This window comes from Xanthomonas sp. WHRI 10207, from assembly GCF_040202975.1.
Taxonomy (GTDB): Bacteria; Pseudomonadota; Gammaproteobacteria; order Xanthomonadales; family Xanthomonadaceae; genus Xanthomonas.
Genome location: NZ_JBEGDX010000006.1, coordinates 94944 through 119973, shown reverse-complemented (window position 1 = coordinate 119973; position 25030 = coordinate 94944). Strand labels below are relative to the sequence as shown.

The 25030-nt window shown below is 64.3% G+C and carries 18 protein-coding genes; 1 reads left to right on the top strand and 17 read right to left on the bottom strand.

Features of this window, described 5'->3' with window-relative positions:
• Positions 1-438 precede the first annotated feature (438 nt).
• The 17 genes from ABQU90_RS18255 to mgtE form a co-directional block, all read right to left on the bottom strand.
• The gene (locus tag ABQU90_RS18255) at positions 439-1482 is read right to left on the bottom strand and encodes a ribonucleotide-diphosphate reductase subunit beta (protein ID WP_115514209.1); all 1044 of its coding nucleotides are present in this window, start codon (positions 1480-1482) and stop codon (positions 439-441) included.
• Positions 1483-1661: 179 nt separating this feature from the next.
• Complete coding sequence (locus tag ABQU90_RS18250; RefSeq protein WP_055847057.1) at positions 1662-4160, bottom strand: ribonucleoside-diphosphate reductase subunit alpha; 2499 nt, start codon at positions 4158-4160, stop codon at positions 1662-1664.
• 697 nt (positions 4161-4857) lie between these two features.
• Entirely contained in the window at positions 4858-5733 is an 876-nt protein-coding gene (locus tag ABQU90_RS18245; protein ID WP_115514211.1) for an HpcH/HpaI aldolase/citrate lyase family protein, read from the bottom strand.
• Positions 5726-6820: a cysteine protease StiP domain-containing protein gene (locus ABQU90_RS18240; RefSeq protein ID WP_323523165.1), complete on the bottom strand. Its 1095-nt coding sequence runs from the start codon at positions 6818-6820 to the stop codon at positions 5726-5728. The genes ABQU90_RS18245 and ABQU90_RS18240 overlap by 8 nt, the downstream gene beginning before the upstream one ends.
• Complete coding sequence (locus ABQU90_RS18235; RefSeq protein WP_323523164.1) at positions 6817-7572, bottom strand: HAD family hydrolase; 756 nt, start codon at positions 7570-7572, stop codon at positions 6817-6819. The genes ABQU90_RS18240 and ABQU90_RS18235 overlap by 4 nt, the downstream gene beginning before the upstream one ends.
• The gene (locus ABQU90_RS18230) at positions 7573-8742 is read right to left on the bottom strand and encodes a phosphoribosyltransferase domain-containing protein (RefSeq protein ID WP_323523163.1); all 1170 of its coding nucleotides are present in this window, start codon (positions 8740-8742) and stop codon (positions 7573-7575) included. It lies immediately after the preceding gene.
• Positions 8739-9797, bottom strand: a complete 1059-nt coding sequence (locus ABQU90_RS18225; RefSeq protein WP_323523162.1) for an ATP-grasp domain-containing protein — start codon at positions 9795-9797, stop codon at positions 8739-8741. The genes ABQU90_RS18230 and ABQU90_RS18225 overlap by 4 nt, the downstream gene beginning before the upstream one ends.
• 101 nt (positions 9798-9898) lie before the next feature.
• The gene (locus tag ABQU90_RS18220; RefSeq protein ID WP_115514216.1) at positions 9899-10480 is read right to left on the bottom strand and encodes a TerD family protein; all 582 of its coding nucleotides are present in this window, start codon (positions 10478-10480) and stop codon (positions 9899-9901) included.
• A gap of 125 nt (positions 10481-10605) precedes the next feature.
• Complete coding sequence (locus ABQU90_RS18215; protein WP_115514217.1) at positions 10606-11184, bottom strand: TerD family protein; 579 nt, start codon at positions 11182-11184, stop codon at positions 10606-10608.
• A gap of 109 nt (positions 11185-11293) precedes the next feature.
• Positions 11294-12478: a TerD family protein gene (locus tag ABQU90_RS18210; RefSeq protein WP_323523161.1), complete on the bottom strand. Its 1185-nt coding sequence runs from the start codon at positions 12476-12478 to the stop codon at positions 11294-11296.
• 95 nt (positions 12479-12573) lie between these two features.
• Positions 12574-14106 carry a helix-hairpin-helix domain-containing protein gene (locus ABQU90_RS18205; RefSeq protein ID WP_323518129.1) on the bottom strand — a complete coding sequence of 511 codons (1533 nt, stop codon included), beginning with the start codon at positions 14104-14106 and terminating at the stop codon, positions 12574-12576.
• Positions 14103-15740 carry a protein phosphatase 2C domain-containing protein gene (locus tag ABQU90_RS18200; RefSeq protein ID WP_323523160.1) on the bottom strand — a complete coding sequence of 546 codons (1638 nt, stop codon included), beginning with the start codon at positions 15738-15740 and terminating at the stop codon, positions 14103-14105. Before ABQU90_RS18200 ends, ABQU90_RS18205 begins: the two co-directional genes overlap by 4 nt.
• Positions 15741-15743: 3 nt before the next feature.
• Entirely contained in the window at positions 15744-16799 is a 1056-nt protein-coding gene (locus ABQU90_RS18195; RefSeq protein WP_115514221.1) for a TerY-C metal binding domain-containing protein, read from the bottom strand.
• A gap of 48 nt (positions 16800-16847) precedes the next feature.
• Positions 16848-17483: a vWA domain-containing protein gene (locus ABQU90_RS18190; protein WP_115554883.1), complete on the bottom strand. Its 636-nt coding sequence runs from the start codon at positions 17481-17483 to the stop codon at positions 16848-16850.
• Between the two features lie 170 nt (positions 17484-17653).
• Positions 17654-18691, bottom strand: coding sequence for a DUF475 domain-containing protein (locus tag ABQU90_RS18185; RefSeq protein WP_115514222.1), 1038 nt, complete (start codon positions 18689-18691; stop codon positions 17654-17656).
• Between the two features lie 353 nt (positions 18692-19044).
• On the bottom strand, positions 19045-21738 hold the full coding sequence (locus tag ABQU90_RS18180; RefSeq protein WP_323523159.1) for a bifunctional acetate--CoA ligase family protein/GNAT family N-acetyltransferase: 2694 nt from the start codon (positions 21736-21738) through the stop codon (positions 19045-19047).
• Between the two features lie 290 nt (positions 21739-22028).
• Complete coding sequence (gene mgtE, locus ABQU90_RS18175) at positions 22029-23396, bottom strand: magnesium transporter (protein ID WP_323523158.1); 1368 nt, start codon at positions 23394-23396, stop codon at positions 22029-22031.
• 573 nt (positions 23397-23969) lie between these two features.
• On the opposite strand from mgtE, the gene ABQU90_RS18170 reads away from it, so the two are divergent.
• Positions 23970-24797, top strand: coding sequence for a carbonic anhydrase (locus tag ABQU90_RS18170; RefSeq protein ID WP_323523157.1), 828 nt, complete (start codon positions 23970-23972; stop codon positions 24795-24797).
• The last annotated feature ends 233 nt before the right edge of the window (positions 24798-25030 follow it).

The window sequence follows — 25030 nt, the reverse complement described above, 5'->3', positions numbered from 1 at the left end:
TAACAACTACCAATCAATGATTGGGTAGCGAACGAAAGTGCTGACATACGTTCTCCAGGCGCCCATTACGGAACCTAGTGTACGAATGCACAAACACACTCTTGGCGTGAGTTGTCATGCTGACCTCTTGATAGAACTAAGAGGCGCAACGAACCGGTAGAAATGGAACTACCCATCCTGTCGAAAGGTGACCGAAGGCACTAGGCCTGGCGTCCAACTCTCTGTAGGATGCGTGCTGTCAGCGAGTGCAAATTGTTGACGAAGCTCCAAATCTGGTGTAGTGCGAATCGCCTCTCTGGCATCCGCCTATCCCGGGCCCCGGGTGGCGAAATGTGCGTTAGCGCGCACAGTCCACGACCCGGCAGATCTAATCAGCTAAGTTGTAAAAGATCGATCTGGAACCCGCCCACAGTGGCGGGTTCTTTTTTGCTTCTTCTGCTACAAATCGTCGAACCCATTATCCGAATTGGTCTTCTTGTACGACGCATTGCGCATCTCGAAGAAGTCGGTCTTGGTTTCGGTGAAGTTGTCGGCGTAGGCCTTGATCCACGGCATCACGTTGTCGTTGGCGCCTTCATACAGCTTCTCGATGCCGAGCATGCCGGCCATCTTGTTGGCGCGGTACTTCACGTAGCGGATCATCTCGTCCACGTCGATGCCGTCGATGCCGTCCAGCACTTCGGCGGTCCACACCGTTTCCAGATCGATCGCGTGCTCGAACGCCTTGTGCACGTAGTCGGTGAGCTGGTCGCCCTGCAGCGCCTGGTTCTCGCCGATGATGGCGCGAATCAGCTCGCTGATGAACTTGGAATGCGCCAGCTCATCGCGGTTGATGAAGCTGATGATCTTGCCGGTGCCGGTCATGCGGTTCTGGCGGACCAGATTGTAGAAATACGCAAAGCCGGAATAGAAGTTGATGCCTTCCAGGATCGAGGACTGGATCAGCGCGCGGATCAGCGTTTCGGCGGTCTTGTCGCGCAGGAAGTCGTCGTAGGCGCCCATGATCGGCGCATTGCGCTTGATGATGGTCGGATGCGTGCGCGCAAGCTCGAACACGCGGTTCTGATCGGCCAGGCCGGTGATCGAGGCCAGCACGTAGCTGTAGCTCTCGTTATGGATCACTTCCTGCTGGCCGATGATCGCGGCATTGGCATGCGCGGCCGGGTCGGTGATGTATTCGGCGACATTGTAGATGAAGCGCGTCTGCGGCGAATCCAGCGTGGCCAGCAAGCCGATGATCGAATCGTAGGCATTCTTTTCGCGCGACGACAGCTCGTTGTACTGGCGCGCATCGCCCTTCATGTCCACCTCGTCGGGGATCCAGAAGTTGGTCGACAGCTCCTTGTACGCCCGATAGAAGGACGGGTACGGAATGTCGTTCCAGTTGAGGATGCCGGAGGTCTGACCATTGATGATGCTGGTCGAACGGTTCGGGTGACGCGGCTCCAGAATCTTGATGCGCTCAAGCGGTGTTGCGGACATGGGTTTCTCTATTCGTGTTCCGGGTCTAGCTCGCGTGTGGAGCGGGACGACGGCGGCAAAATCGCGCTGGAGGAAAGCCCCCTAAGTTAGGGGGCGCGCCGAAGGCGCGGGGTGTGGGAGCTGGTGAAGCAGGGTCCACGGTTCGCAACGCGAACCGTGGAAGCGAAGCGCGAATGCGCTTAGCTACTACACCACTCGCACTCACTGATATCGATGTCGTTGGAGCGCACGTAATACGTGGTCTTCAAGCCTTCGCGCCAGGCGGTCATGTGCAGATCCAGCAACGTGCTCGCACGGATGGTGCTGGGCACGTAGAAGTTGAAGCTGATCGACTGGTCGATGTGGCGCTGACGACGCGCGTTCTGGCGCACGCTGGCGAACTGGTCGACCTTGTAGGCACCCTTTTCGTAGTACGGCCAGGTTTCCAGCGACAGGCCCGGAGCGGCGACCGGACGACGGAAGTCCTTCTTTTCTTCGTAGTAGAACGCGCTGTAGATCGGATCGATCGAGGCGGTGGAGCCGGCGATCTGCGCGGTGCTCATGTTCGGCGCCACGGCCAGCATCCACGCATTGCGCACGCCATTGACCGACACCTGTGCCGACAACTCCAGCCACTGCGGGCTGTTGTAATCGCGCGCACGGAAGTACTCGCCGTTATGCCAGTCGCTGCCGCGGAACACGCTGTAGGTGCCCTTTTCCTTGGCCAGCTCCATGCTCGCCTGGATGGTCAGGTAGTTGATGCGCTCATACAGTTCGTCGCTGTAATCCTCGGCTTCCTTGGCATTCCAATGGATGGCCTTCTGCGCCAGCAGGTGATGCCAACCGAAGGTGCCCAGGCCGATGGCGCGGTACTTCTGGTTGGTGATCGTGGCCTGCGGCACCGGCAGCTGATTGAGATCGATCACGTTGTCGAGCATGCGCACCTGGATCGGGATCAACCGCTCCAGCACGTCGGCGCCCAGCAGATCGGCCTGGTCGTCCTGCGCGATGATTGCGCGGCCCAGGTTGATCGAGGACAGGTTGCACACGACGAAATCGCCCGCCTTCTTGGTGGTGACGATCTGATTGCCGCTGATGATCTCCTGCATCATCCGCGTCGGGCTCATGTTCTGCAGAATCTCGGTGCACAGGTTGGACGAATAGACCATGCCCTCGTGCTTGTTCGGGTTCTTGCGATTGACTTCATCGCGATAGAACATGAACGGATTGCCGGTTTCCAGCTGGCTGACCATGATGCGCTTGAAGATTTCGATCGCCTTGACGGTCTTGCGCGTGATGCGCTCGTCGGCAACGACTTCTTCGTACTTGCGACGGAAGCTGCTGTTGGCGTCGCCCTTCTTCTCGTCGTAGAAATCCTGCAGGTACCAGCCCTTGACCCGCTTGACCTCATGCGGATCGAACAGGTACCAGTCGCCGCGACGCTCGACCGCTTCCATGAACAGGTCCGGGATGCAAACCGAGGTGAACACGTCGTGCGCGCGCAGGCGCTGGTCGCCGTTGTTCAAGCGCAGATCCAGGAACGACTCGATGTCGCGGTGGAAGATGTCCAGATAGACCGCGATGGCGCCCTTGCGCTGGCCCAGCTGATCCACCGACACGGCGGTGTTGTTGAGCTGCTTGATCCACGGCACCACGCCGCCGGACGAATTGGACACGCCGCGGATCGCCGAACCGGACGAACGCACATAGCCCAGGTACGCGCCCACGCCGCCGCCGTGCTTGGACACGCGCGCCACGTCGGTGTTGGAGTCGTAGATGCCCTGCAGGCTGTCGTCGACGGTGTCGATGAAGCAGCTCGACAGCTGGCCGCCGACCTTGCCGGCGTTGGCCAGCGTCGGCGTTGCCACGGTCATGTACAGGTTGGACAGCGCCCAGTAGGCCTCGCCCACCAGCTGCATGCGGCGCTCGCGGCTACCCTTGCCGGTGCCGATCTCATCCTGCATCAGGTACAGCGCAATCGTCAGCCAACGCTCCTGCGGCAGCTCGAACACGCCGCGCGAGTTGTCGGTGGCGAGGTAACGGGTGGCCAGCAGGTACAGGCCGTTGTAGGCGAACAAGGTGTCGCGCTCGGGCGCGATCATCTTGCCGGCTTCGATCAGCTCGTCCTTGGAATAGCGGCGCAGGATGTCGTTGGAATAGACATTACGGTCGGCCAGACTTTCCTGCAGGCCAACGAACGAGCCGTACTTCTGGCTGGCGTCGTAGAAGCGGTTGCGGCTGGCGCGCTTGTACAGGCGGCGCAGGTACAGACGCGCAGCGAAGTGCTCCCACTCCGGGGTGGTCAGATCGACGCGGGCTTCGGCCTCGCGGATCAGGTGGTCGACCAGGTCGTCGGCATTGACGCTGTCCTTGCGATCGACAAAGCCGAACACCGAACGCTTGTAGTCGGCCACGTCCAGCTGCGGGAACTCGGCATGGATCTGATCGATGGCGCGCTCCAGGCGCTCCGGCTCGAACGGAATCTTGCGATTGCCGGCTTCCTTGGTGATCCAGGTGGAAACGGTTTGTTCTTCGATGGTCTGTGCGTGCATTGCAATGGCTTGGCGGGGGGGCGGCACGACGTCCGACGGGTCGGTCAACTCCGGCGCGCTACGGGCGGGCGCGCTGACACTGGCGGGAACGCTGGTGTTGGTTAGGGTACCGGCGGCGATCGCGGCAAGGGTGTCGTTGGTGGTCATGCGTCCTCCATGCGTAGGCACACGAACCCGCTCGGGGACGGGCTACGACCGGTTCCGGACTCCCTGGACAGCGATGACGGTGCGGGACGACCAGCACGCAAGACACGCAGTCTGCGGCGGCATCGCCATCACCAGCCATCTCCTTACCGGAGATTCCACGGCCGCCACCGCGCGGTGTGCTGTCGCGTGGTGGTCAGTGGCGAAACAACCGCAACCCCATCGGCCCACGCAGTCCGCTCCACGGCGCTGCCCTGGATGACTGGATGAAACCGAATGCGGTTGCGGCGAGGAGGCTGATCGACCGCGTACCTACCGCAGTTCGTGCTCTTTCAGGTCCAGCTGCTTGGGGCAGCCAACCACCGACTCCCCCAAGATAGTGGGGTAGCTGGGAGGGGTCAACACCAAATGTAGGAAAAAACCGCAAACCCTTGTGGCACAAAGCACTGTCTGACGAACGGTCGTCGCCAGGCCGCAGGACCCGCCAATTCGACTGCGCAGTCAAGGCCCAAACGGGCATTTTTGCTGACCAGTTGGGTTCGGTTGGGTTGGCTGCCGCACACGCACTGGTTGCAGGCGGTCACAGTTTTGCAAGCGCCCCTGCACTCAGCAAGGGACCGCACCTGACTGATCCAACCAGCCTAGGCGCGCAGCCTGCACCTGTCCTGCTGGCCTGACTGGCCAGCCACGACTCACTGACTCACAGCGCCACGATCGCCTGTCGCGCAATGATGGCCTGCGCCCAACGGGTGTGGACGGCCTTCTCGACCATGCCGCCATTGGATTTGAAGACGGCCGTGGTGGCGCCGAGCACCTCGCGCGCAGCGCGTAAGTCTTCGTCGCTAACCCGCAGCCCGTCCTCGATCACGGGGATCTGCATCGGATGGATCGCGGTCTTGCCGACCAGCCCCATCGCGGTATCGATGGCAAGTTCACGCCGCAATGTCTGCGGATCGTCGAAGAAATCGTAGACCGGCGCGGTGAGCTGGAAGCCGTACGGCCGGAATGCCAGAACCAGTTGCTGAATGACCAGGCCCACCGGGGTGTCGTAGATCGTGGTGCCGCGTACCCGCTTCATTGCCAGCATGCTCAGCAGGTCGTTGCCGCCGATACGCACAGCCAACACCCGCGAACTCAACGGGCTGCCCTGCAGGCAGCCACGGATCTCGCGCTGCCCCAACGGGTCCATCGCCTGCGGCGTCTCCAGGGTCGGCATGATGCAAAAATCGTGATCGGCCAGCTGCCGCTCATAAGCGGCCAGCGTGTCGGTATCGATCTTGGGCAGCACGAACCCGTGTACGCGGTCGATGTCGTGCATCGCCAGCAATTGCCCAAGCACTTCGGCATTGCGCGGACGAATGAACCGCAGCGGGCCGTGCGACCGTGGTGGCAAGGTCGACAAGGTGCGTCGGATGTGACTCATCGCATGCGGCAGGTCGGTGGACGACACCGCATCCTCGGTGCAGGCGATCAGCGAACGCGCCTGCGGAAACTGACGTCCCGACAGCACTTCGGAAAGATTGTCGTTGGTCGCAGGCACGTACAGCGAGGCGCCCAACCGATAGGCTTCAGACATGTCGCAGATCCTTGATGACCGCAGCCGCCTTCAATGGCAGGCTGGAAAGAATGTTTACGTCAATCCCGCGGGTCTGCGCCAGCCAGCGCAGATGAGCGGTATCGGCATCGTCCGGGCGTTGCAGGCAAAGCGCGCGCGGGGCACGTCGCAGCATTGCCCGGGTGGTCTCGCCAATGCCCACTTTCAGGCAGTGGTCATCGCGCACTGCAAATGCCGCGCGCAACTGGTGCAGGCTATCGGTGCAGCGCAGTGCAGCCGCGCGACGTTGCGCCGGTTGCGCGGCGCCATCATGCACCGGCGCAGGCAGCGCTGCTGCCGCCTGGAGCAACTGCGCAACGAACCATTGCGACATGTCGCCCGCGCGCAGGTCCTGGTACAGCACGCAGCCGTGGAACTGGCCGGGGGCAATGCTGGCATTGAGCACGGTACGGCTGACCAGGCCCGACACGGTGGCATTGAGAATGGCCGACGGAATCAGATAATCCTCGGTTGAGCCGTGGCCGGCGCTACTCCCGGCAAGATCCACCAGCACAAACAGATCCGACGACACCTGCGTGCCCTGCGCGGCATTGAAGCCCGCCACCGAGGCATGCAATTCGGCGGTGATCGCTCCCTTGCCGGTCCAGCCGTCAACGAACACCAACGATGCCGGATCGTGCTGCGCGCACAGGTGGGCCAGCGCCACGCGGTCGATCCCACGGCCGCGCAGGATCGAGATCGAATAATGCGGCACGTCCATGCCCCAGCGGCTGGCAAACACATGCCGCAATGCCACCCCGATCGGCGTGCCGGCACGCGCCAGCGATACCAGCACCGGACGCGCATGCCGTTGCCGCACCGCGCTCGCCAGTTGCAGCAGGTCGCGCGCCATCGTGGGCAGATGACGCGCCACGGCACTGCGGAACAAGGCCAGGTATTCCGGAGCTGGCAACTGCTCCGGCGTCAGCATTTCCGAATAATGCGTGCGCCCCCCCTGGATCAGGCGTTCTTTTTCCTGCAGATCCGCCATCGGCGCGACGGCGATCTGGGTCAGCAGAAAGGTCACATCACCTGGCGCATAGCTGCCCGAAAACCCGACCGATGTCATGCGTGCGCCCCGTCAACCAGGCCGCGCACCTGCGCCCAGGCCTGCGACCCGGTGGGCACGATCGCCAGATCGCACAGCGACATGAACGGCAGATCGGTCACGCTATCGCCTGCTCCCACCACGAACAGCTCGCCATGCTGCTGGCGTAGCCCGTCCAGCAGATACCGCACCGCCAGTCGCTTGTCCACGCACGGTGGCAGCACCGCCAGATTGCGTCCGTTGACGTGATGGGTGTATCCGGGATGCTGCGCCACCCATGGCGCGATGACCTGGTCGGAAATCCTGCGCACCGCCTGTTCGTCGCGCGAAGGCTCGCGCGCCACCAGATACGCCGGCTGCTGCGGCGCGCCGGCAATGCTGACCTCCAGCGCATCGCCGAAGCGGTCCGACAAGGCCTGTTGCAGCTGCTGCAGGACCGGCAGCTGTGCCTGCATCTGGGTCTGGATCGTTGCCGCCCACACCGGGTCGATCTGCCGCTGCGCATCCACAATGGTAGCGCCATGGGCCACGATCGCCGGGCCGTGGAAAGGCAGCAGCACGCGCGCGAACGTATCGAGCGTGCGCGCCGTGACCGGCACCACCAGATCGGCCTGCCGCAGCCACTGTGCGAACACGCGCTGGCGCGGCGAGGTGTAGCTCACCGCGGTGCCATCGACCAACAACGCCGCCGGCTCCAGCCCCTCTGCCTGCGGCTGCTTGCGCAACGATGAAAACAGGGTGTCGTCCAGATCGACCAAGGCCACCTGATACATCTAGGCCACCGCCTGCATCGGCGTGGTGACCCGCTGCTCGACCAGATCCACTTCGATGGCCTGCAGCTGCTGCACCAGTCGGTCAACGCAGGCGCGCTCGCGGCTTTCGTGCACCACGATCCGCACCGCGCCCGGGGAACGCGTCAGGTTGTAGAGATAGTTGGGAATCCCCTCGCCATACACGTCCTCCACCATGGCGATGTCGTCGATGGCGCCGGCCTGCATCAGCGGCGAGCGCGTGGTCGATTGCACCACCACCGCATGACCCAGCGCCTCCAGCGCCTGCGCCAGCCGTTGCGCCGGATACATGCATTCGCCGGTACCAATCACCAGGACCGGACGCTGGTCCAGCGCCGCATGGCAAGCCTGCACCAGCGCGTCCGGCAGCGCGATGGCGGCGGCCAGACCCAGGCGGGCGGTGTAGGCGCTGACATGCTGCCGACGGCAGGCCACCGCTGCGTAGGCCACCGGTGCCGGTGCCAGCACAGCCACAGGATCACGTTCGAAACGGTGCGTGCCGGACCACAGCGAGATCGGCGCAACCTCGGCAATGCCTGGCAGCGCGGACAGCAACGCCTGCACACGGCCTTCGGAAAAATCGGTCAGCACCACCGGGTGTACCGTGCGCAGGCGCGGGCACACCGCTCGCAAGGCGGTTGCCAGGTTCAAGAAGGTCCGGCCCGAGGTCGCCTCGTCATCCACCAGCACCACCGTGCTCACCTGTTCGAGCGCCGCACGCAGCGCGGGCGACTCGGGCAGGTAGAGAAACTGCTGGGTGGCATGGCTATGTTCTTCCTCGAAGCGCAGCACCTGCGCGCCGTCGAGCGGGTAGCGGGTGGTCTGGAGAAACATCGCCCGGCTGCCGGCGCGTTGCAGGAACGCTTCGAACACCCCGTGACCCAGACCGGTTGCGGTTTCGGCCAGCGCCACAAACAAGACCATCTCATCGGCCGGCACCGGAATCTGCACCGCAAGCTCGGCCTGCACTTGCGCCATCGTGGACGGCGAGGCGGGCCAGTGCTTGCCCAGTACCTTGGAGACGAAGACGAAGCCGCGCTTGGGATTGCGGCGCGCACCAACGCCACAGATATCGGTCAGCGCACGGCGATTGCCGGGCTGGCCGGCGCAGTGCAACGTGCCGGTGGGCAAGGTGACCTGCAGCGTGCTCATGCGTCGACCGCAACCTTCGACATCACCGTGCCAGGCAAGGGATGCGCATCGGGCAGCTCCACCGCGAGCGAGATCTCGGTCACTCGAATGCCCAGGCGTGGCGCAGGAACATGCACCGGCAATTCGGGGAAGATGCAGGCCCGGTACGCAATATGCGGAAGATTGATGCCGGACATGCAGCTCATGCCGATCCCACCGGCCGCACGCGGATTGATTTCCAGCAACATCGGCGCACCAGCGATGTCGTCCTTGAACTGCACGTTGATCAGCGCGTTGGCGCCAAAGCGCTTCACCATCGCGGTGGCAAAGCCCACCAGATCCGCGCGCATGGAAAGCTGCTGCACCTTGCTGTTGGGATCCTTCTGGCGCACCACACATGCCAGCACCTCGCCATCGCGCGCGGCGATGTCCACGCTGTACTCCACACCGGGCAGATAGCGCATTACCAGATGCGGCTCAAACTCTGGCAGGCGCTGCATGCGCCCGATCCATTCCTGCGGGCTGCAGGCATAGGTGCTCGGCTCGATCCCGTCCACCAGTCGATAGAAGCCCTTGCCATATACCGACACGGTGGGCTTGACGCATACCGCCCCATTCGCGCTCAGCTGCTCGACCGCCTCAACCGCCTCCGGCAGCGTGGTTACATAGCGGTACTCCGGCAGCGGTACCAACCCGTCCACTGCCGCGTAGACCCATTGCTTGTGATGCAGGTTGGGAAGGATGTCCGCAGGCGCTGCATGCACGATCTGGCAGCCCAGCGCCGCAAACTCCGCGCGGTGGCGGGTGAGCAGGCTCTGCTCGTAGCCGGGCACCAGGTGGGTGATCTGCAGCTGTTGCACCACCTGATAGCACCACTGCAGATAGTCAGCCGGGTTCAGGCCCGCAGGTTCGAGCAAGGCATGGTCGGCACGGGCAAAGCCGCGGAAGTTCTCCTGCCGATGGGAGACGCATGTCCAGATCGGCAGCGGCTCGGCCTCGCCACGAAGATGATCGATGATGCGTGCAATAGTCGCGTAGTGCCGGTTGAACCAGACGCGTGCGTGGGGAAGTGACATACGGATACTCGAAAGATCAAACGCGGCCCCGCGCATGGTGCCGACCGATAAGGACGGCGCCGCAGGCGCGGCAGCCGTCCTGGATGTTTACAACTAACCGTTTACAGCTGGCCGTTGATGACCGGCAGCATGTCGTGGAACGTCCGGCCGGAGCAGGACTCGCCGATGGCATGCAGCTTCCAGTCGTTTTCATGGCGGTACAGCTTGGCCATCAGCTGGGCAGTGTGATTGCCCTGGCACGACAGGTTGTAGCGTGCGACTTCCTTGTTGCCGTTGGCATCCACCAGGCGGCAGAACGCGTTTTCGATTTCCGCAAAACTCTGGCCGGTGAAGCTGTTGACGATGAACACCAGGCTCTTGATTCCGGTCGGAATCTTGTCCAGCTGCACGACGATCTGCTCGTCGTCGCCATCGCCATCACCGGTGCGGTTGTCGCCGGTATGTCGAACGCTGCCGTCACGCGAGTCCAATTGCTGGAACCAGATCTGGTCGACCAGCTGATTGGCATCGTTGAACATCAGGCACGAGGCGTCCAGATCGATCGACTGGTCACGCTGGCCAAACCCCAAGAACCCCTTGGTCTTCTTTGCATCCCAACCCAGCCCCATGACCACCTTGGTCAGCTGTGCGCCGCCTTCCTTGCTCAGCGAGATCCGCTGTCCCTTGCTCAAACTAACGCTCATTGCAGTCTCCTTGAGTCATCACCGAGCCGGGCCCGGTGTGAAGGTGGCCGCGCGAATCTGCATTCGCGCGGCCACTGATGATCCATCTTCGTGGCCGCTGCGCCAACGCAGCGACCCATGCGGAATCAACCGATGTTGACGCCGTACTGTGCAGCAAGCGGACCCAGGCCACCCTTGAAACCCTGGCCAACCGCACGGAACTTCCAGTCGGTGCCATTGCGGTACAGCTCGCCGAAAATCATCGCCGTTTCGGTGGAGCCGTCTTCGGTCAAGTCGTAGCGCGCCAGTTCCTTGTTGTCGGCCTTGTTGACGACGCGGATGTACGCATTGCCCACCATGCCGAACGACTGGCGACGGCCTTCGGCCTCGTGGATGGTGACTGCAAAAGACACTTTGTCGACAGCGGCGGGGACGCCGTTGAGCGCGACAGTGATCTGCTCGTCATCGCCTTCGCCGGCGCCGGAGCGGTTGTCGCCCTGGTGCACGACCGAACCGTCCGCGGAGGTCTTGTTGTTGTAGAAGATGAAGCTGCTGTCGTCAGGCACCTTGCCGTCCGGCTTGAGCAGGAATGCACTGGCATCCAGATCGAATTCGCTACCGTCGGTGGCGCGCGGATCCCAGCCCAGGCCCACAACCACTTCGCTCAGGCCAGGTGCCTCCTTGCTGAGATTGACGTTACCGCCCTTGGAAAGACTGACGCTCATACTGAACTCCTTAGATTTACGGGGTAAGAATCAGAACCTTGCGGTTCCTGGGAAACGCGGGTGATCGTCCACGGACACACGGCAGCGCCCGCCGGACGCGACAAACCGGCTACTTGCGAGCGGCTCTCCATTCAAAACCAAAGCCGAACCGTTGATCCATCGTGTCGTGCCCGGTGAAATATTCCACCTGTTTGGTTGCACGAAGGGTGCCGTTGCTATTTTCGAGCAGGGCAATGGCGCACATGCCGTCGCGATTGTTCGGGCTGTCCAGGCGCGCTTCCAGCTCAGGTTGGCCCGGGGTACGGATGGTCACCACGCCATTGGCGTTGGACCAATTGGGGGTGCCCTCGTAGATAAAGGCGAAGATCAACACGCGCTTGATGCGCGACCACTCATCGCCATTGAGGTGCAGGAATTCGCCTTGACCGGAGCTGCCGCTGCGATCGTCGCCCATGAGCTTGACGTACGGCATCTGCGCCAGGCTGCCGAAATTGCCGCCCAGCGCCTGGATGACCGTCTTGTCTCCGTCCTGCATTTCCACCATCGCGCCAAGATCCAGATCGATGGCACGCGAAAACAGGCCACCACCGCGACTCCAGCGCAGGTTGACCGCAATCTCACCAAACTTGCCTGACGCTTTCTCCAGTGCGACCGGCTTGGATTTCTCCAGCACGATCTTGGACAGATTTACCGGCGGCGGCGGCGGCGGGGCGACCGGCACAGGCGGCGGCACAGCTGCAGGTGCCGGTGCGGACGTGGTAGTGGTCGCGTCCGGATCGTCAGCCACATCCACGCCGAAATGCTTTGCCAGCGGGCCCAGCCCCCCGGTAAATCCCTGCCCCACCGCGCGCAGCTTCCACTGGCCGTTGCGCCGATAGAACTCGGCCAGGATCAACGCCGTCTCTGCCATGCCGACCAGCGGCGGGGCAAAGCTGCAAGCCTGGCCACCGCCCGTCACCTCCAGGGTCAGATGCTGCAGCTGCGCAAAGCGCTGCGCACGCCGTATCCCCTGATCGATGGTGATCGCAACGGCCACGCGCTCGACCGCTGCCGGTAACGCCGACAGCTGCACGCTCACCCGCCGCGCGGCGGCATCGAGCGTGACTGCGCCTGCCTGAAAGCTGGGCTGCCCATAGAAAACGAAAGCGCTGTCATCGATGACCTGGCTCTGGGCGTTCAGGACGAATGCGCTGACATCCAGGTCCATGCCGGAAGGCGCGCCAGCGACCACGATCTGCGCGTCGAGGCGGTCGCCCTCAAGGGCGATGTTCTGTCCGATCTGTAGATTCGTCACTGCCCCTCCCTGGCCTGGCCCGTCTGCGCTGTACCGCTGCATCGGCGCAGCCGCTGTGCAATTTGCAGGTCGAAAGAGTGACCTGCCCCGCAGGTCTAGTCAACCGCAGCGGCATTGGCTCCCGCGTCGGCCTGGACCAGTTGCACATGCAGCAGGCGCCCACCCTCCGCACGCGACAGCAGCAGCTGCCGCCCCTGTGTCAGCTCCACCTTCTCGCCGATGGGGACCAGCATGCCGCCGGACGCATCGTAGAGCTCGGGCATCGCCTCATTGACCAGATACCAGCGCTGCTCGTGCAGCACGAAGTAGCCCACGCGTCGCCGTTGCTCGAGGGCCAGCTTTTCATTGGGCGCGACATGTCGATTGACATGCCAGGGAAACAGGGACTGACCTGTGTACACCACCAAACGATGATTTTCCGGCCGGAACTGACCGGGCGTGTGCGTGGAGAAATATAGATCCAGCACCGGCAACGCATTGGGATAGGGCGTGGAGCAGAACGGACAGCGCGGCCGCGACGTGTTGTCGAAGACATACCACCCCTGCTCGCACCGGGCATTGGTGCATGGCTGCAGCAGATCGACGGTGCGCACCAGCGCGTCTTCCCACTCCGAGGCCTGCGGCCGCTGCTGCGGATCACGCAGCCCGACGGTAAAGGCGCGCAGAAACAGCGGCGACAGGTAGGGGCCTGTCAGCGTATACGGGCGCGTGGCGGTATCGGCCCAAGGCAGTTCGCTGCTGCGCACATCGCTCAAGCGCACCCGATTGGACGCATCCTGCGGATCCTCCACAAACAGCGCGCGTTCGCCCATCGCCAACTCTTCGTCGCGCGTGGCATCCGGGTCGTGCACCTTGCCGCCACGCAATGGATGGCGATACAGCAGGTACATGTAGATCAGGGTGGCCAGCGCATGCAGATCGGTCTGGATGCAGGGCAGGCTCCGCTGCGGGTCGTGCTTGGGCAGGCTGGCGGTAGCGACGACCTCCGGCGCAATGAAGTCCGGCGTCCCGACCACATCCGGCGGATATTTCCCTGGCACCACCAGCCCATCGATGTCGATGATGCAGGCGTTGCCGCCAACCGGATCGACCAGCACGTTCTTGTAGGACAGATCGGAATGCGCAAGCCCGGCCATATGCAGGCGGCGGACTGCGCGGGCAATCAGCAGGCAGATGCGCAGGTGGCTGGCCCAGCTCCCCAGTTCGCGCGGATCCAGATACTTGCTGCGATTATTGGCAGAGGCGAACCACTTGCCTTCTTTCTCGCGGCCGACGATCTGCAGCACATCGCCATTGCGCGAGCCATGTTCGAAGAAGAAATGCCGCGCGTACATCGGCGCAACCAGGCCGAAGCGGCCATTCCATTCCAGGGTACGTTGCGGCCAACAGAACATGCCGCTCCAGTACTCGCCACCAACCTGATTGAAGATACCGTCGCGGAAACGGCCAACGATATTGGCAATCCGCTCGCGCACGTTGGCATCGGGCGGCTGGCGAAAAAACAGCACCACATAGCTGCCGTCCACGCTGAAATAGCAATCCTTCAGCCCGCCACTGCCGCGCAGCTGGTCGTAGAACTCGACAGCGCTGCCATCGTGGGCGGTGGTCCGGATGATGGCAGCGCTCATTGCACCCGCTCCGTCTGAATCATCAACAAGGTCCGATCGTCATGCTCGCCCGGGCACCAAAAGCCGAGATAGTCCACCAGCGCGTCCAACCAGCGCGCACTGCCCTGCTCAGCGTGCAGCTGCGGCGCAATATCGGTCTGCCACCAGTGCTGCCACTGCGCAGGGTCCTGCAGGGCACGCTCGGTGCCGAACTTGGGATCGGACACCCCGTCACTCATCAGGATCACCTTCGCGCCTGCGGGCAGCCACACACAGCGCAAGCGCGCCTGCACGGCCGCCTGCGGATCGCCGGCTAACGCATCGGAAAGGAAAAACCGGGTTTGACCGGAGTACTCACCGGCGTCGGCATGCCCGAGCAACTGCACTTGGCCAGTGGCAGCGTCGTAGGCTGCTGCGGCGCCATCACCGATCCAGTAGCTGAGGACCAGCAGCTGCGCGCCGCAGGGCCGCACGGCGGTCAGCATCAGCGTCGAGGCCAGTGCACTTTCATCGACACCAAGCAAGGAGGCGTGTTGGACCAGTGCCTGGTTGGCCGAGACCAGGCTGGCGCACACGGCCTGCAACAGACGGGGTTGCAGCCGGGGCAGGACCTCGGCGTGCTGCGGCCACTGCAGCGCCTGGTTGTGCGCCCAGCATTCGATGCCATCCAGGTGCGCCGCCAGCGTGGTGACGGCATGCCGGGTCAGCAGCTCCGAGCCGCGTCGCGACAGCGGCGCCGACCCGGCGCCATCTGCCACCGCGCAGACCAGCCAGCGTGCATCTCGGTCGGTGGCAATGGCGAAATCGTCTTCGCGGAAGCTGGCCGTATTGGCATGTGACCGCCCGCGCACACTGGCGGCGACCACCTGCGCGCCAGCAATCTGCGCGTACGCCGTTGCGGTATGCGATTTACGCAGGCCCAAGGCTGCATCCGGCTCTCGCTGCTTCCACAGCGCGCGCGGGTCTGGATTGACCAGCAGGCTGGCCACCCCGGCATGCACTGGGGCGCCCCCTGCGGCGTCGACCGCCACGAACCGCGCCGCAAAATGCATTTCTTCACCGGTCGCCGTGGCGGTGCTCGGCACACCGGACAGGACGCCGTCCGCGGCGTCGAAGCGCAAGCCGCTTCCCTGAAGGCCCTCCACGGCCACCAGGCGGTACTGAAGTTGGGGCCGCTGCGGATCGCTGACCGGCGTGGCCTGAGCGCGATACGGCGTGCCCGCGGTGGCGTTGGCAAATCGCCACCGCAGCGCCGTTGTGGCTGCGGTGGTGGCGGGCGCCACGAAGAGCGCATCGACCGCCACGCCAGTAGCCGACGCCGGTACCGCAGGAGCATCCATCTCGCCCAGCGTGAACGACTCGATCGGGGTCTGCCCGGCTTGACTCGGTACCGTTGCAACCTGCGCCGCGGCAGTCGGGGAGGGAGCGGGCGGGGGCGTGGATGCCAACGCGCCTGCCAGCGGCGGCGCCATGCGCAAGGCGGTGGCGTCGAGCCAATGCAGCAACTCCAGCACCGGCGCTTCCTGCAGCAGCTGCCGGAGCCGGGCCGGTTCCGGCGCAACGCCATGCTGACGGAGGTAGCTGCCAAGCACCTCGGCCAGGGCGGCCTGCGCCTGTGCGCGCGCCGGTGGCGCAGGTGGTGGCAATGGCGACATCAGCTAGCCCCGTGCACGCGAGATTTCGACCGATTCCCCATCGGCGAAACAGCCGAAATAGGCGCGTTGCTTGCACCATGGGCAGGTCTGCTCCCCTTCCCCGGCAACGCAGAACGTATTGCCGCAGGAACACATCGCAAATCCGATCCGGTTTCCGCAATGCGGGCAACTTGGCGTGCCGAAGATCTGGTCCGACTCCACCGTGGCGAAGTTGGGCGCCTCCGACGACATCTCGAAATAACTGTTCTTGACCGGATAGCAGCCCACCAACCGATACGTGGTGGCACTGAGTTGCGCGCTGCCGACATCGAAGGATTGATGCATGGGCTCGTAGCGCGAGATATACGGCAATTCGCTACGCTGGCACTTTGACACGAAGTAGGCGTTGGACTCGTCGACGCGCTCCATCGGCTTGTCCAGATTGAGCTTCTTCAGGATCGACACATCGGCGTCCGGCAGCTGCTCTTCCTTGGCCACATCGCCCACGCTGCGGCTACGCGCCTGTACCGATTGCGTGACCCAGGCGATGAAGCGCTGGAACGCACCGTCGCTGCTGTCATCGAGCGTCAGCACCTTGTCGGCATCGGTGAACTGGCTGAGCACTCCCAGGTCGGCATTGCGCCCGATCGAGACCGCCACCAATGAGACGCGGCTGGCGTAGTGCTGCTGCCAGCGCGACAGTGCCGGCGCGATATCGTCGGTTGGCTTGCCATCGGTGATCAGGAAGGCGATCGGCTTCCAGTCGCCCTTGCGCTCAGGGCTGTTGCGGCGCACTGAGGCGTCTACCTCGTCCATCAGGTAGTTCATCGCCCGGCCCAGCGAGGTCCCACCGCCCGCCGGCAGGCTGGGCACGACCACGCTCGTCAGTTCGGTCAGTGGAAGCAACCGGCGCACCTGGCCGGCGAAGGCGATGATCGAAATCCACGCTGTTTCCAGCGCGTGCGGATCGGTCCGTAACGTCGCCACGATATGCGACAGGCCTTCTTCGAGCCGATACAGGTTTTCCCCGATCATTGACTCGGAGACGTCGAGCAGGAAATAGATCGGAAGGCGACGCATCTCAAACTCCGCAACGAAGACAGCGACTCAACAACACGGCAACTGCGCTTACAGCACCAGCTGGATTTCGCTCGGCGGCGGCGGCAGCGCCGTGCTCTCCGGGGTGCCCTGGCTCCGGCTGCCACCGCTGACCGCTGCCGACACCCACTTGAAGAAGCTGGTGAACGACGCGCTGTCCAGCGTATCCAGCGCAAACACATTGGCGGTGAACATGGACAGGTACGTCGACTTGGCCTTGGGCCCCGCCGCACAGGCGATGATGTTGGCGAAGTTGCGCTTGCGCAGTTCGGGAATCTGTTCTTCGAACACCTGCAGATCGGTGGGACTGCCATCGGTCATCACAAACAGCAGCGGCGCCCAATCGCCCTTGGCGTCTTCGCTGGAACGACGCACTTCCAGATCCACACGCTCGCAGACATGCTCCAGCGCCTTGCCGAGCATGGTGGGACCCGAATCGGGCGTGGTGATTTCCGGCAATTGCAACTGGTCCAGCGGCGTCAGCGGCAGGATGGTCTTCACGTCCGCGTCGAAGGTCATCAAACAGATGTGTACGCTCTCCAGGGCCGATGGATCCTGCCGCAGCGAGGTCACCAGGGCACGCAGCCCGACATTGACCGCAGCGATCGGCTCGCCGCGCATGGATCCGGAGGTATCGAGCAATAGATAGACGGGCAAACGACGCATAACTTCACCTGATAAAGGAAATGCGGGAAAAAGGCGGCTTTATCGTGTCAGACACGCTGGCCAGACATGCGGCAGGCGCAGCGCGCTGCCGGCCAGGCCGGCGTCGCGCGACGCTGTGGACCTGGCCGTACCAGCGTCGTTCCCTGCCGAACGCAGCGAACGACAGTCGGCTACGCGCTGTCGCCAGCCAGATGCCGCTTGCGGTAGCGGATCGATGACCACACCGATGCCGCGATGAAAGCCACACCGATCAGGCCGGTCAGCACTTCCGGCACATGCTGCACCGTGCCGATGAGCATGATGATCGCCAGCACGCCGATAGCGTAGTGCGCGCCGTGCTCCAGGAATACGAACTCGTCCAGCGTGCCCTTGTGCACCAGATAGACCGTCATCGAGCGCACGAACATCGCGCCGATCGCCAGGCCCAGCATGATGATGACCACGTCACGGGTAATCGCGAACGCGCCGATCACGCCATCGAAGGAGAAGGACGCATCCAGCACTTCCAGGTACAAGAACGCAGCCACGCCCGAGCGTTTGGCGACGCTGACTCCGTTTTCGTCCTCTTCTGATTCGAACAGCGCATCCACGCTATCGACCAGCAGGTACAGCAAGATGCCGCCCATGCCGGCAAACAGCACGCTCTGGAAGATGTCCTGCGGCAGGAACAGCTTGGTCCCCAGCAGCACGGCGACGGCGACGATGACGGCCATGGCGTCTGCCTTGCCCAGCTTGCCGACCAGCCGCTCAACCGGACCCAACCAATGCAGCTCGCGGTCGCGATCGAACAGGAAGTTGAGGAATACCAGCAGCAGGAACATGCCACCGAACGCCGCAATGGACGGATAGTGGTCGGTCAGGACCTGGCTGTATTTGTCCGGCTCGTTGAGCGCCAGATCGATCACCGGCATCAAGCCCATGCCGGTCGCCACCGACACGATCACGATGGGAAACACCAGGCGCATGCCGAACACGGCGATCAGAATGCCGACGGTCAAAAACAGCTTCCGCCAGAATTCGCTCATGTGCTTGAGCACGCCGGCGTTAACCACGGCATTGTCGAAGGACAGCGAGACTTCGAGCACGCTCAGCACGGCGCACAGCCACAACGCCTGCCACATCCCCATGCTCGAGTTATGGCCCCACCACGCCGCGACGCCCAGACAGAGCGCGGTGATGACAAACGACATTCTAAAATCACGAAACATTGAAACTCCCGACAGTGCTGAGACGAAAACGAGCGGTCACGACCTTGGCACGCAGGCGATGCCTACGCGTTTCAGGACGGAGCGAGCAAAAAGGGGGGAAGGCCATCTGCCAACGCGTCGCGCCTGCCCACTGTCTGGCTCCGACCGTGGTGTGGCGGCAAATCGCGCTCCGGTGACGCCGTGCGCGTGCAGATCTGGCACTGCGGCAAGGGTGAAGCGCGTCGACCGATCATCGCCTTCCAACATGACATCGTCCATGAAATCGGAATCGGCTGCGGGTGGAATCCCGTGCAGCAGGAGTCTACGGCCATTCCCAGCCCAGTACCAGCAAGGCTCCGCCCGCTGCACGCGCCTCAGCCGGCTACCGGCAGTGTCACCGCCATCAGGGTCGCATCGTCCGGATCCGGGCGTACGCCAAAGCCCAGGCTCTGGCACATCGCCAGCATGGTGCGGTTCTCGCGCAGCACCTGGCCTTCGATCTGCTTCAGGCCAAGCCAGCGCGCGTACTCGATCATGATGCGCATCAGCTGCCAGCCGATGCCGTGGCCCTTGAGGTCGGAGCGGATCAGGATGCCGTACTCGCCACGCTCGTAATCGGCGTCGGCATGCAGGCGCACCGCGCCAAGCATGTCGCCGGTCTTGGGGTCGATGGCCACCAGCGCGATCGAGCGGGCGTAATCGAGCTGGGTCAGGCGGGCGATGAATTCGTGGCTGAAATGCTTGACCGACTGGAAGAACCGCAACCGTAGGTCTTCGTCGGTGACCCGCGCGAAGAAGGCGCGGAACAATGCATCGTCTTCCGGACGCACCGGGCGCACCAGCGCATGGGTGCCATCGCCAAGCGCGATCTGGCGCTCCCATTCTTTGGGGTACGGGAAGATCGCAAAACGCGGATGGCCGCGGCCCTTGTGCAGCTTGCGTGCCGGCGCCACCGCCACGCGGGCGTCCAGCGCGATCACGCCATCGCGGTCGGCCAGCAGCGGGTTGATATCCAGCTCGGTGATTTCCGGGATGTCGGCGGCCAGCTGCGCCAGCTTGACCAGCACCAGCGCCACGGCGCGCTCGTCGGCGGCCGGCACGTCGCGATAGGCCTTGAGGATGCGCGAGACGCGGGTGCGGCCGATCAGCTCGTGCGCCAGGCGCAGATCCAGCGGTGGCAACGCCAGTTCGCGGTCGTTGATCACCTCCACCGCGGTGCCGCCACGGCCGAACACGATCGCCGGGCCAAACACCGGGTCGTCGGCAATGCCGGCGATCAACTCGCGCGCCTTGGGCCGCAGCACGGTGGGCTGCACGATCACCCCTTCGATGACCGCGTTCGGCAGCGCGGCGCGGGCACGCGCCAGGATGCCGGCCGCCGCCTCGCGCACCGCCGCCACGCTGGACAGGTTCAGGCGCACGCCATCCACGTCGGACTTGTGCGCGATGTCGCCGGACAACACCTTCAAGGTGACCGTGCGCCCCATTGCCAGCAGCGGGTCGGCCAGCAAGGCCGCCTCGTTGGCGGTGGTGGCCACCTGCAACGGCACGATCGGGATGCCGTAGGCGGCCAGCAGCCGGTTGGTCGCCACTGGGTCCAGCCAACGCCGGCCCGCAGCCAAGGCTTCATCGACCACCGCACGCGCGATGCCCGCATCCACCACGAAGTCTTCCGGCAGGCTGGGCGGGGTTTCCATCAACGCCGCCTGCGCCTCGCGATAGCGCACCAGGTGGGTGAAGCCGCGCACCGCATCCGATTCCGTGGCGTAGGTGGGCACGCGCGCGGCGTTGAGCGCGGCGATCGCCGCGTCGTCCTGGCCCAGCCACACCGCGAACACCGGCTTGTCGCGCTGATAGCGGTTGCGTTGCTCCAGCGCGCGGGTCAGCGCCTTGGCCGCGTCGGCCGAGGAGGTGAATGCGGTGGGCACGTTGACCACCAGCAAGGCGTCGTTTTCGGGGTCGTCCAGCAGCGCTTCGATCGCCGCGGCATAGCGCGCGCCATCGGCGTCGACAATGATGTCCACCGGATTGCTGCGCGACCACCCTTCCGGCAGCGACTGGTCCAGCCGCTCCAGGGTCTTGGCCGACAACTCGGCCAACGTGCCGCCGCGCAGCACCAACTGGTCCACCGCCAGCTGCCCCACCCCACCGCCATTGCTCAGGATGGCCAGACGCCGGCCCGGGAAGCTACCAAGCCGGCCCAGCGTTTCGGCCGCGGCGAACAACTCGTCCAATGCGCCAACGCGCAGCAGCCCGGCACGCGCGAACGCGGCGCCATACACCGCGTCCGAGCCGGCCAGCGCCTGCGCGTGGGTATCGGCATTGGGATTGATGCGGAACTGGCGGCCGGACTTGACCACCACCACCGGTTTGGCGCGTGCGGCCGCACGCGCGGCCGACATGAACTTGCGCGCATCGCCGATGCGTTCGACGTAGAGCAGGATGGCGCGGGTGCGGTAGTCGGTGGCGAAGTAATCGAGCAGGTCGCCGAAGTCCACATCCAGCGTATCGCCCAGCGACACCACCGCCGAGAACCCCACCGAGCGTGCCACGCCCCATTCCACCAAGGCAGCGGCAATGGCGCTGGATTCGGAAATCAGCGCCAGATCGCCGGCTTGCGGGCAGTGCGCGGCGATGCTGGCATTGAGCCGCGCATGCGGGGCGATCACGCCCAGGCAATGCGGGCCGAGGATGCGCATGCCCTTTGCCCGTGCGGCCGCTTCCATGCGTGCGGCCGGCGAACCAGGGCCACGGCCCAAACCGGCGGTGAGGATGATGGCTGCTGCCACCCCGCGCCGCGCGGCGATGGAGACGATGCGCGGCACGATGCGCGCCGGCGCGGTGATCACTACCAGGTCCGGCACCCACGGCAGATCGGTCAAGCGCGCCACCGTGCGCACGCCATCGATCTCGCTGTAGCGCGGGCTCACCCAACCGATCTGCCCAGGGAAGCCGGCCGTGCGCAGATTGCGCACCACCGCCCGCCCGGCCGAGCGATCGCGCGGACTGCCACCCACCACCGCAACGGTGCTGGGGCGGAAGACCTGTTGCAGGTGATAGGTACTCATTGTGCGGGGGAGAACACTGCCATCGCGCTACGGTACACGCACTGATGGATCCAGGCATGGGCGTGCTGTGCAGCACGCGTGTGCCAAGCCTAGGGAGCTACCGCAACCGAGGGTGCGCTACAGGCGTTGCCACATCCGGCGATCCGCCATGCTGCTGATCTGATACGCCAGGGACGAAGTCATCGATATCCGTGCGCGCAGCGCGCAGACATCACCCTCTCGGTCAACCTAGACACGTCCCCCATAGAGACAGGCCTGGCGATTGCTCGCCAGGCCTGTATCGCCCTGTCTTACAACAACGTGCCGCTCAAGATCGCCGCGGCAATGCTGAAATAGATCACCAGCCCGGTGACATCCACCAGCGTGGCCACGAACGGTGCCGAGGCGCTGGCCGGGTCGAAGCCGAAGCGTTGCAGCACGAATGGCAGCATCGAGCCGGACAGCGAGCCGAAGGTGACGATGCCGATCAGCGCCGCACCGATGGTCAACGCCACCATCTGCCAATGCGGGCCATAGTCGTACAGGCCGGCGGTCTGCCAGATGGCGATGCGCACGATCGCCAGCACGCCCAGAATCGCGCCCAGGGTCAGCCCGGTGGGCAGCTCGCGCAGCGCCACTTTCCACCAGTCGCCCAGGCGGATTTCGCGCAGCGCCAGCGAACGGATCAGCAGCGAAGTGGCCTGCGAGCCGGAGTTGCCGCCCGAGCTCATGATCAACGGAATGAACAAAGTCAGCACCACCGCCTTGGACAACTCGTCCTCGAAGTGCTGCATGGCGCTGGCGGTGAGCATTTCGCCAAGAAACAGCACGCTCAACCAACCGGCGCGCTTCTTGATCATCTGGCCAAACCCAATGTGCATGTAGGGCTTGTCCAGCGCTTCCATGCCGCCGAACTTGTGCACGTCTTCGGTGGATTCGGCGATCAATGCGTCGAGCACATCGTCCACGGTGACGATGCCCAGCACATGCCCGCGCGCATCCACCACCGGGATCGCGAGCAGGTCGTGGCGGCGGATCAGGCGCGCCACTTCTTCCTGGTCCAGCGCCGGGTCCACGGTGACCGGCGGATTGACCTGTGCCACCTCCAGGATCAGTGCCTCCGGCGCACCGGTGATCAGCCGGCGCATGGTGACCACCTGCTGCAGCACGCGGGTGGCCGGGTCGAGCAGATAGATGGCGTACACGGTCTCGCGGCTGCGCTCCACTTCGCGGATGTGCTGCAAGGTGCGGCCCACTGTCCAGTCGGACGACACCGCCACGAATTCGGTGGTCATCAGCGCACCGGCGGTGTTGGGCGGGTAGCGCATCAGCGCCTGGATCGACAGCCGCGCTTCGGCACTGAGCAACCACAGCAGCGGCTGGCGCTGCTCGGCATCCAGGCCGTGGAAGATATCGGTGGCGCGGTCGTCGGCCATCTGCCCGAGCAAGGAGGCGGCCTGCTCGGCCGGCAGCAGGGCGACCAGTGCGCTGGCATCGCGCAGCTCGGGTTGTTCGAGCAACTTCACCGCACGCGGCGGCGGCAACGCGGCCAGCACGTGTGCCGCATCGTCGCGATCGAGCGTGTTGAGATATTCCACCGCATCGGCCGTGTTGAGCTCGGCCAGGGGTGCGGTCAAGGCATCGACGCCTTGGGCAAGGCGCAGGGTTTCGTTGTACATGGTGGTTCGCCTGGTGACGACCGTCGTCGATGACAGCCGGCGAACCTGAGCCTCAGGCGCGCGCCAGCTGGGTCATCGACCCGGGTCTAGGGTGACTGTCGCTGGACATGAGTAAAGGCTCCGAAAGATGCGCACCGACCGGTGATCCGGGCGGCGGCGCGGCGCAGTCTGCGCGCCTGCGCTCGCTTGGTCAATCCTTGGCAGCCGCCCCGCTTCACCGGGCGTCCAGCATGCCGAGCCTGCACTGCACGTCGCTGGCGCAGGCCATGCCGCTCACCCCGCCGACAACGCGCGACTGACGCTGCGCAAGAGGCGAGTACGCGGAGGTGCCATCGTCGTGGCACCTCCGCGCGGGGTGCCGGCATTCACCTGCAACCCTGTCGCCGCGATGCGCCCAGCCGCGCCAAGAGGTCGTGCTGGTCGGAGCGAATCCACCGGCCGTCGCAAACCTGTGGTGTGCAGCACAGCAATCGGTACAGTCCGCTTCTTGGCACAGCCAACCCACCGCATGTTTTCGTTGAAGGGCGCGCGCCATCGCGTCCCTCCGCTCCCGTCGCTGCTCAGGAATCACCAATGCCGTCTTCTATGTCGTTTTTGTTACGCCGTCTCCGCCCGGTGTGCCTGTGTGCCGCCGCGGGCTGGGTCACGGTCGGCATGGCGCAAACCACGCTGCCTGCAACTCCCCCCGTGGAGGCGCACGAAACCCCCCAACACGTCGGGCATGAGTGGGGCTATACCGGTCCGGAGGGCGCCGAGCACTGGGCCGAACTGGCCAAGGAAAACGTGCTGTGCGGCAACGGCCAACAGAATAGCCCGATCGATCTGAAAGGCGCGCTCGACGCCAACCTGGGCAAGCTGGAGCTGGACTACAGCGCCGTGCCGCTGGCGGTGCGCAACACCGGCCATTCCATCCAGCTGGAGTTGCATGACGGCGGCACCATGCTGATCGGTGGCAAGCAGTACACCGCGTTGCAGCTGCATTTCCATCACCCGAGCGAGCACCTGTTGAACGGCCGGCGCTTCCCGATGGAGGCGCACATCGTGCATCAGGGCCCGGATGGAACCCTGGGCGTGCTGGCGATCTTCTTCGAAACCGGCAAGGCCAATCCTGCCTTCCAGCGGGTGCTGGATGCCATGCCCAAAGACAAGAACCAGACCCGTCAGGTCGCCAACGCCTCGGTGCGGGCCAGCGATTTCCTTCCGCCCAAGCAGCAACGCCGCTTCTATCGCTACGAAGGCTCGCTGACCACCCCGCCGTGCAGCGAAACGGTGGACTGGGTGGTGCTCGAGCAGCCGGTGCAGGTGTCCGAGGAGCAGATCAACGCCTTCGAGCGCGTCTATCCATTCAACGCTCGTCCGCTGCAGCCGCTGGATCGACGCTTCCTGCTCAAGAGCCACTGAGCGCAGCCAACCGAGCGTAGCGCGCGGCCACACCGCGGGAATGCATGGCGCAGTGAGATGCGTCGTGCATGCCGCACAGCGCACCGGCCTCACGCCGTTGGCGGCTGTGCAGTGGCCCTGCGCAGGCTTCTCGGCGTCCTGCTATCGCAGGAGCAGTAGCGGGTCTTGTTCGCTTTGAGGGTGCGATTTCAGCGCATCCAGCACACCAGCTCCGTCTGACGGATGCTGGGCGC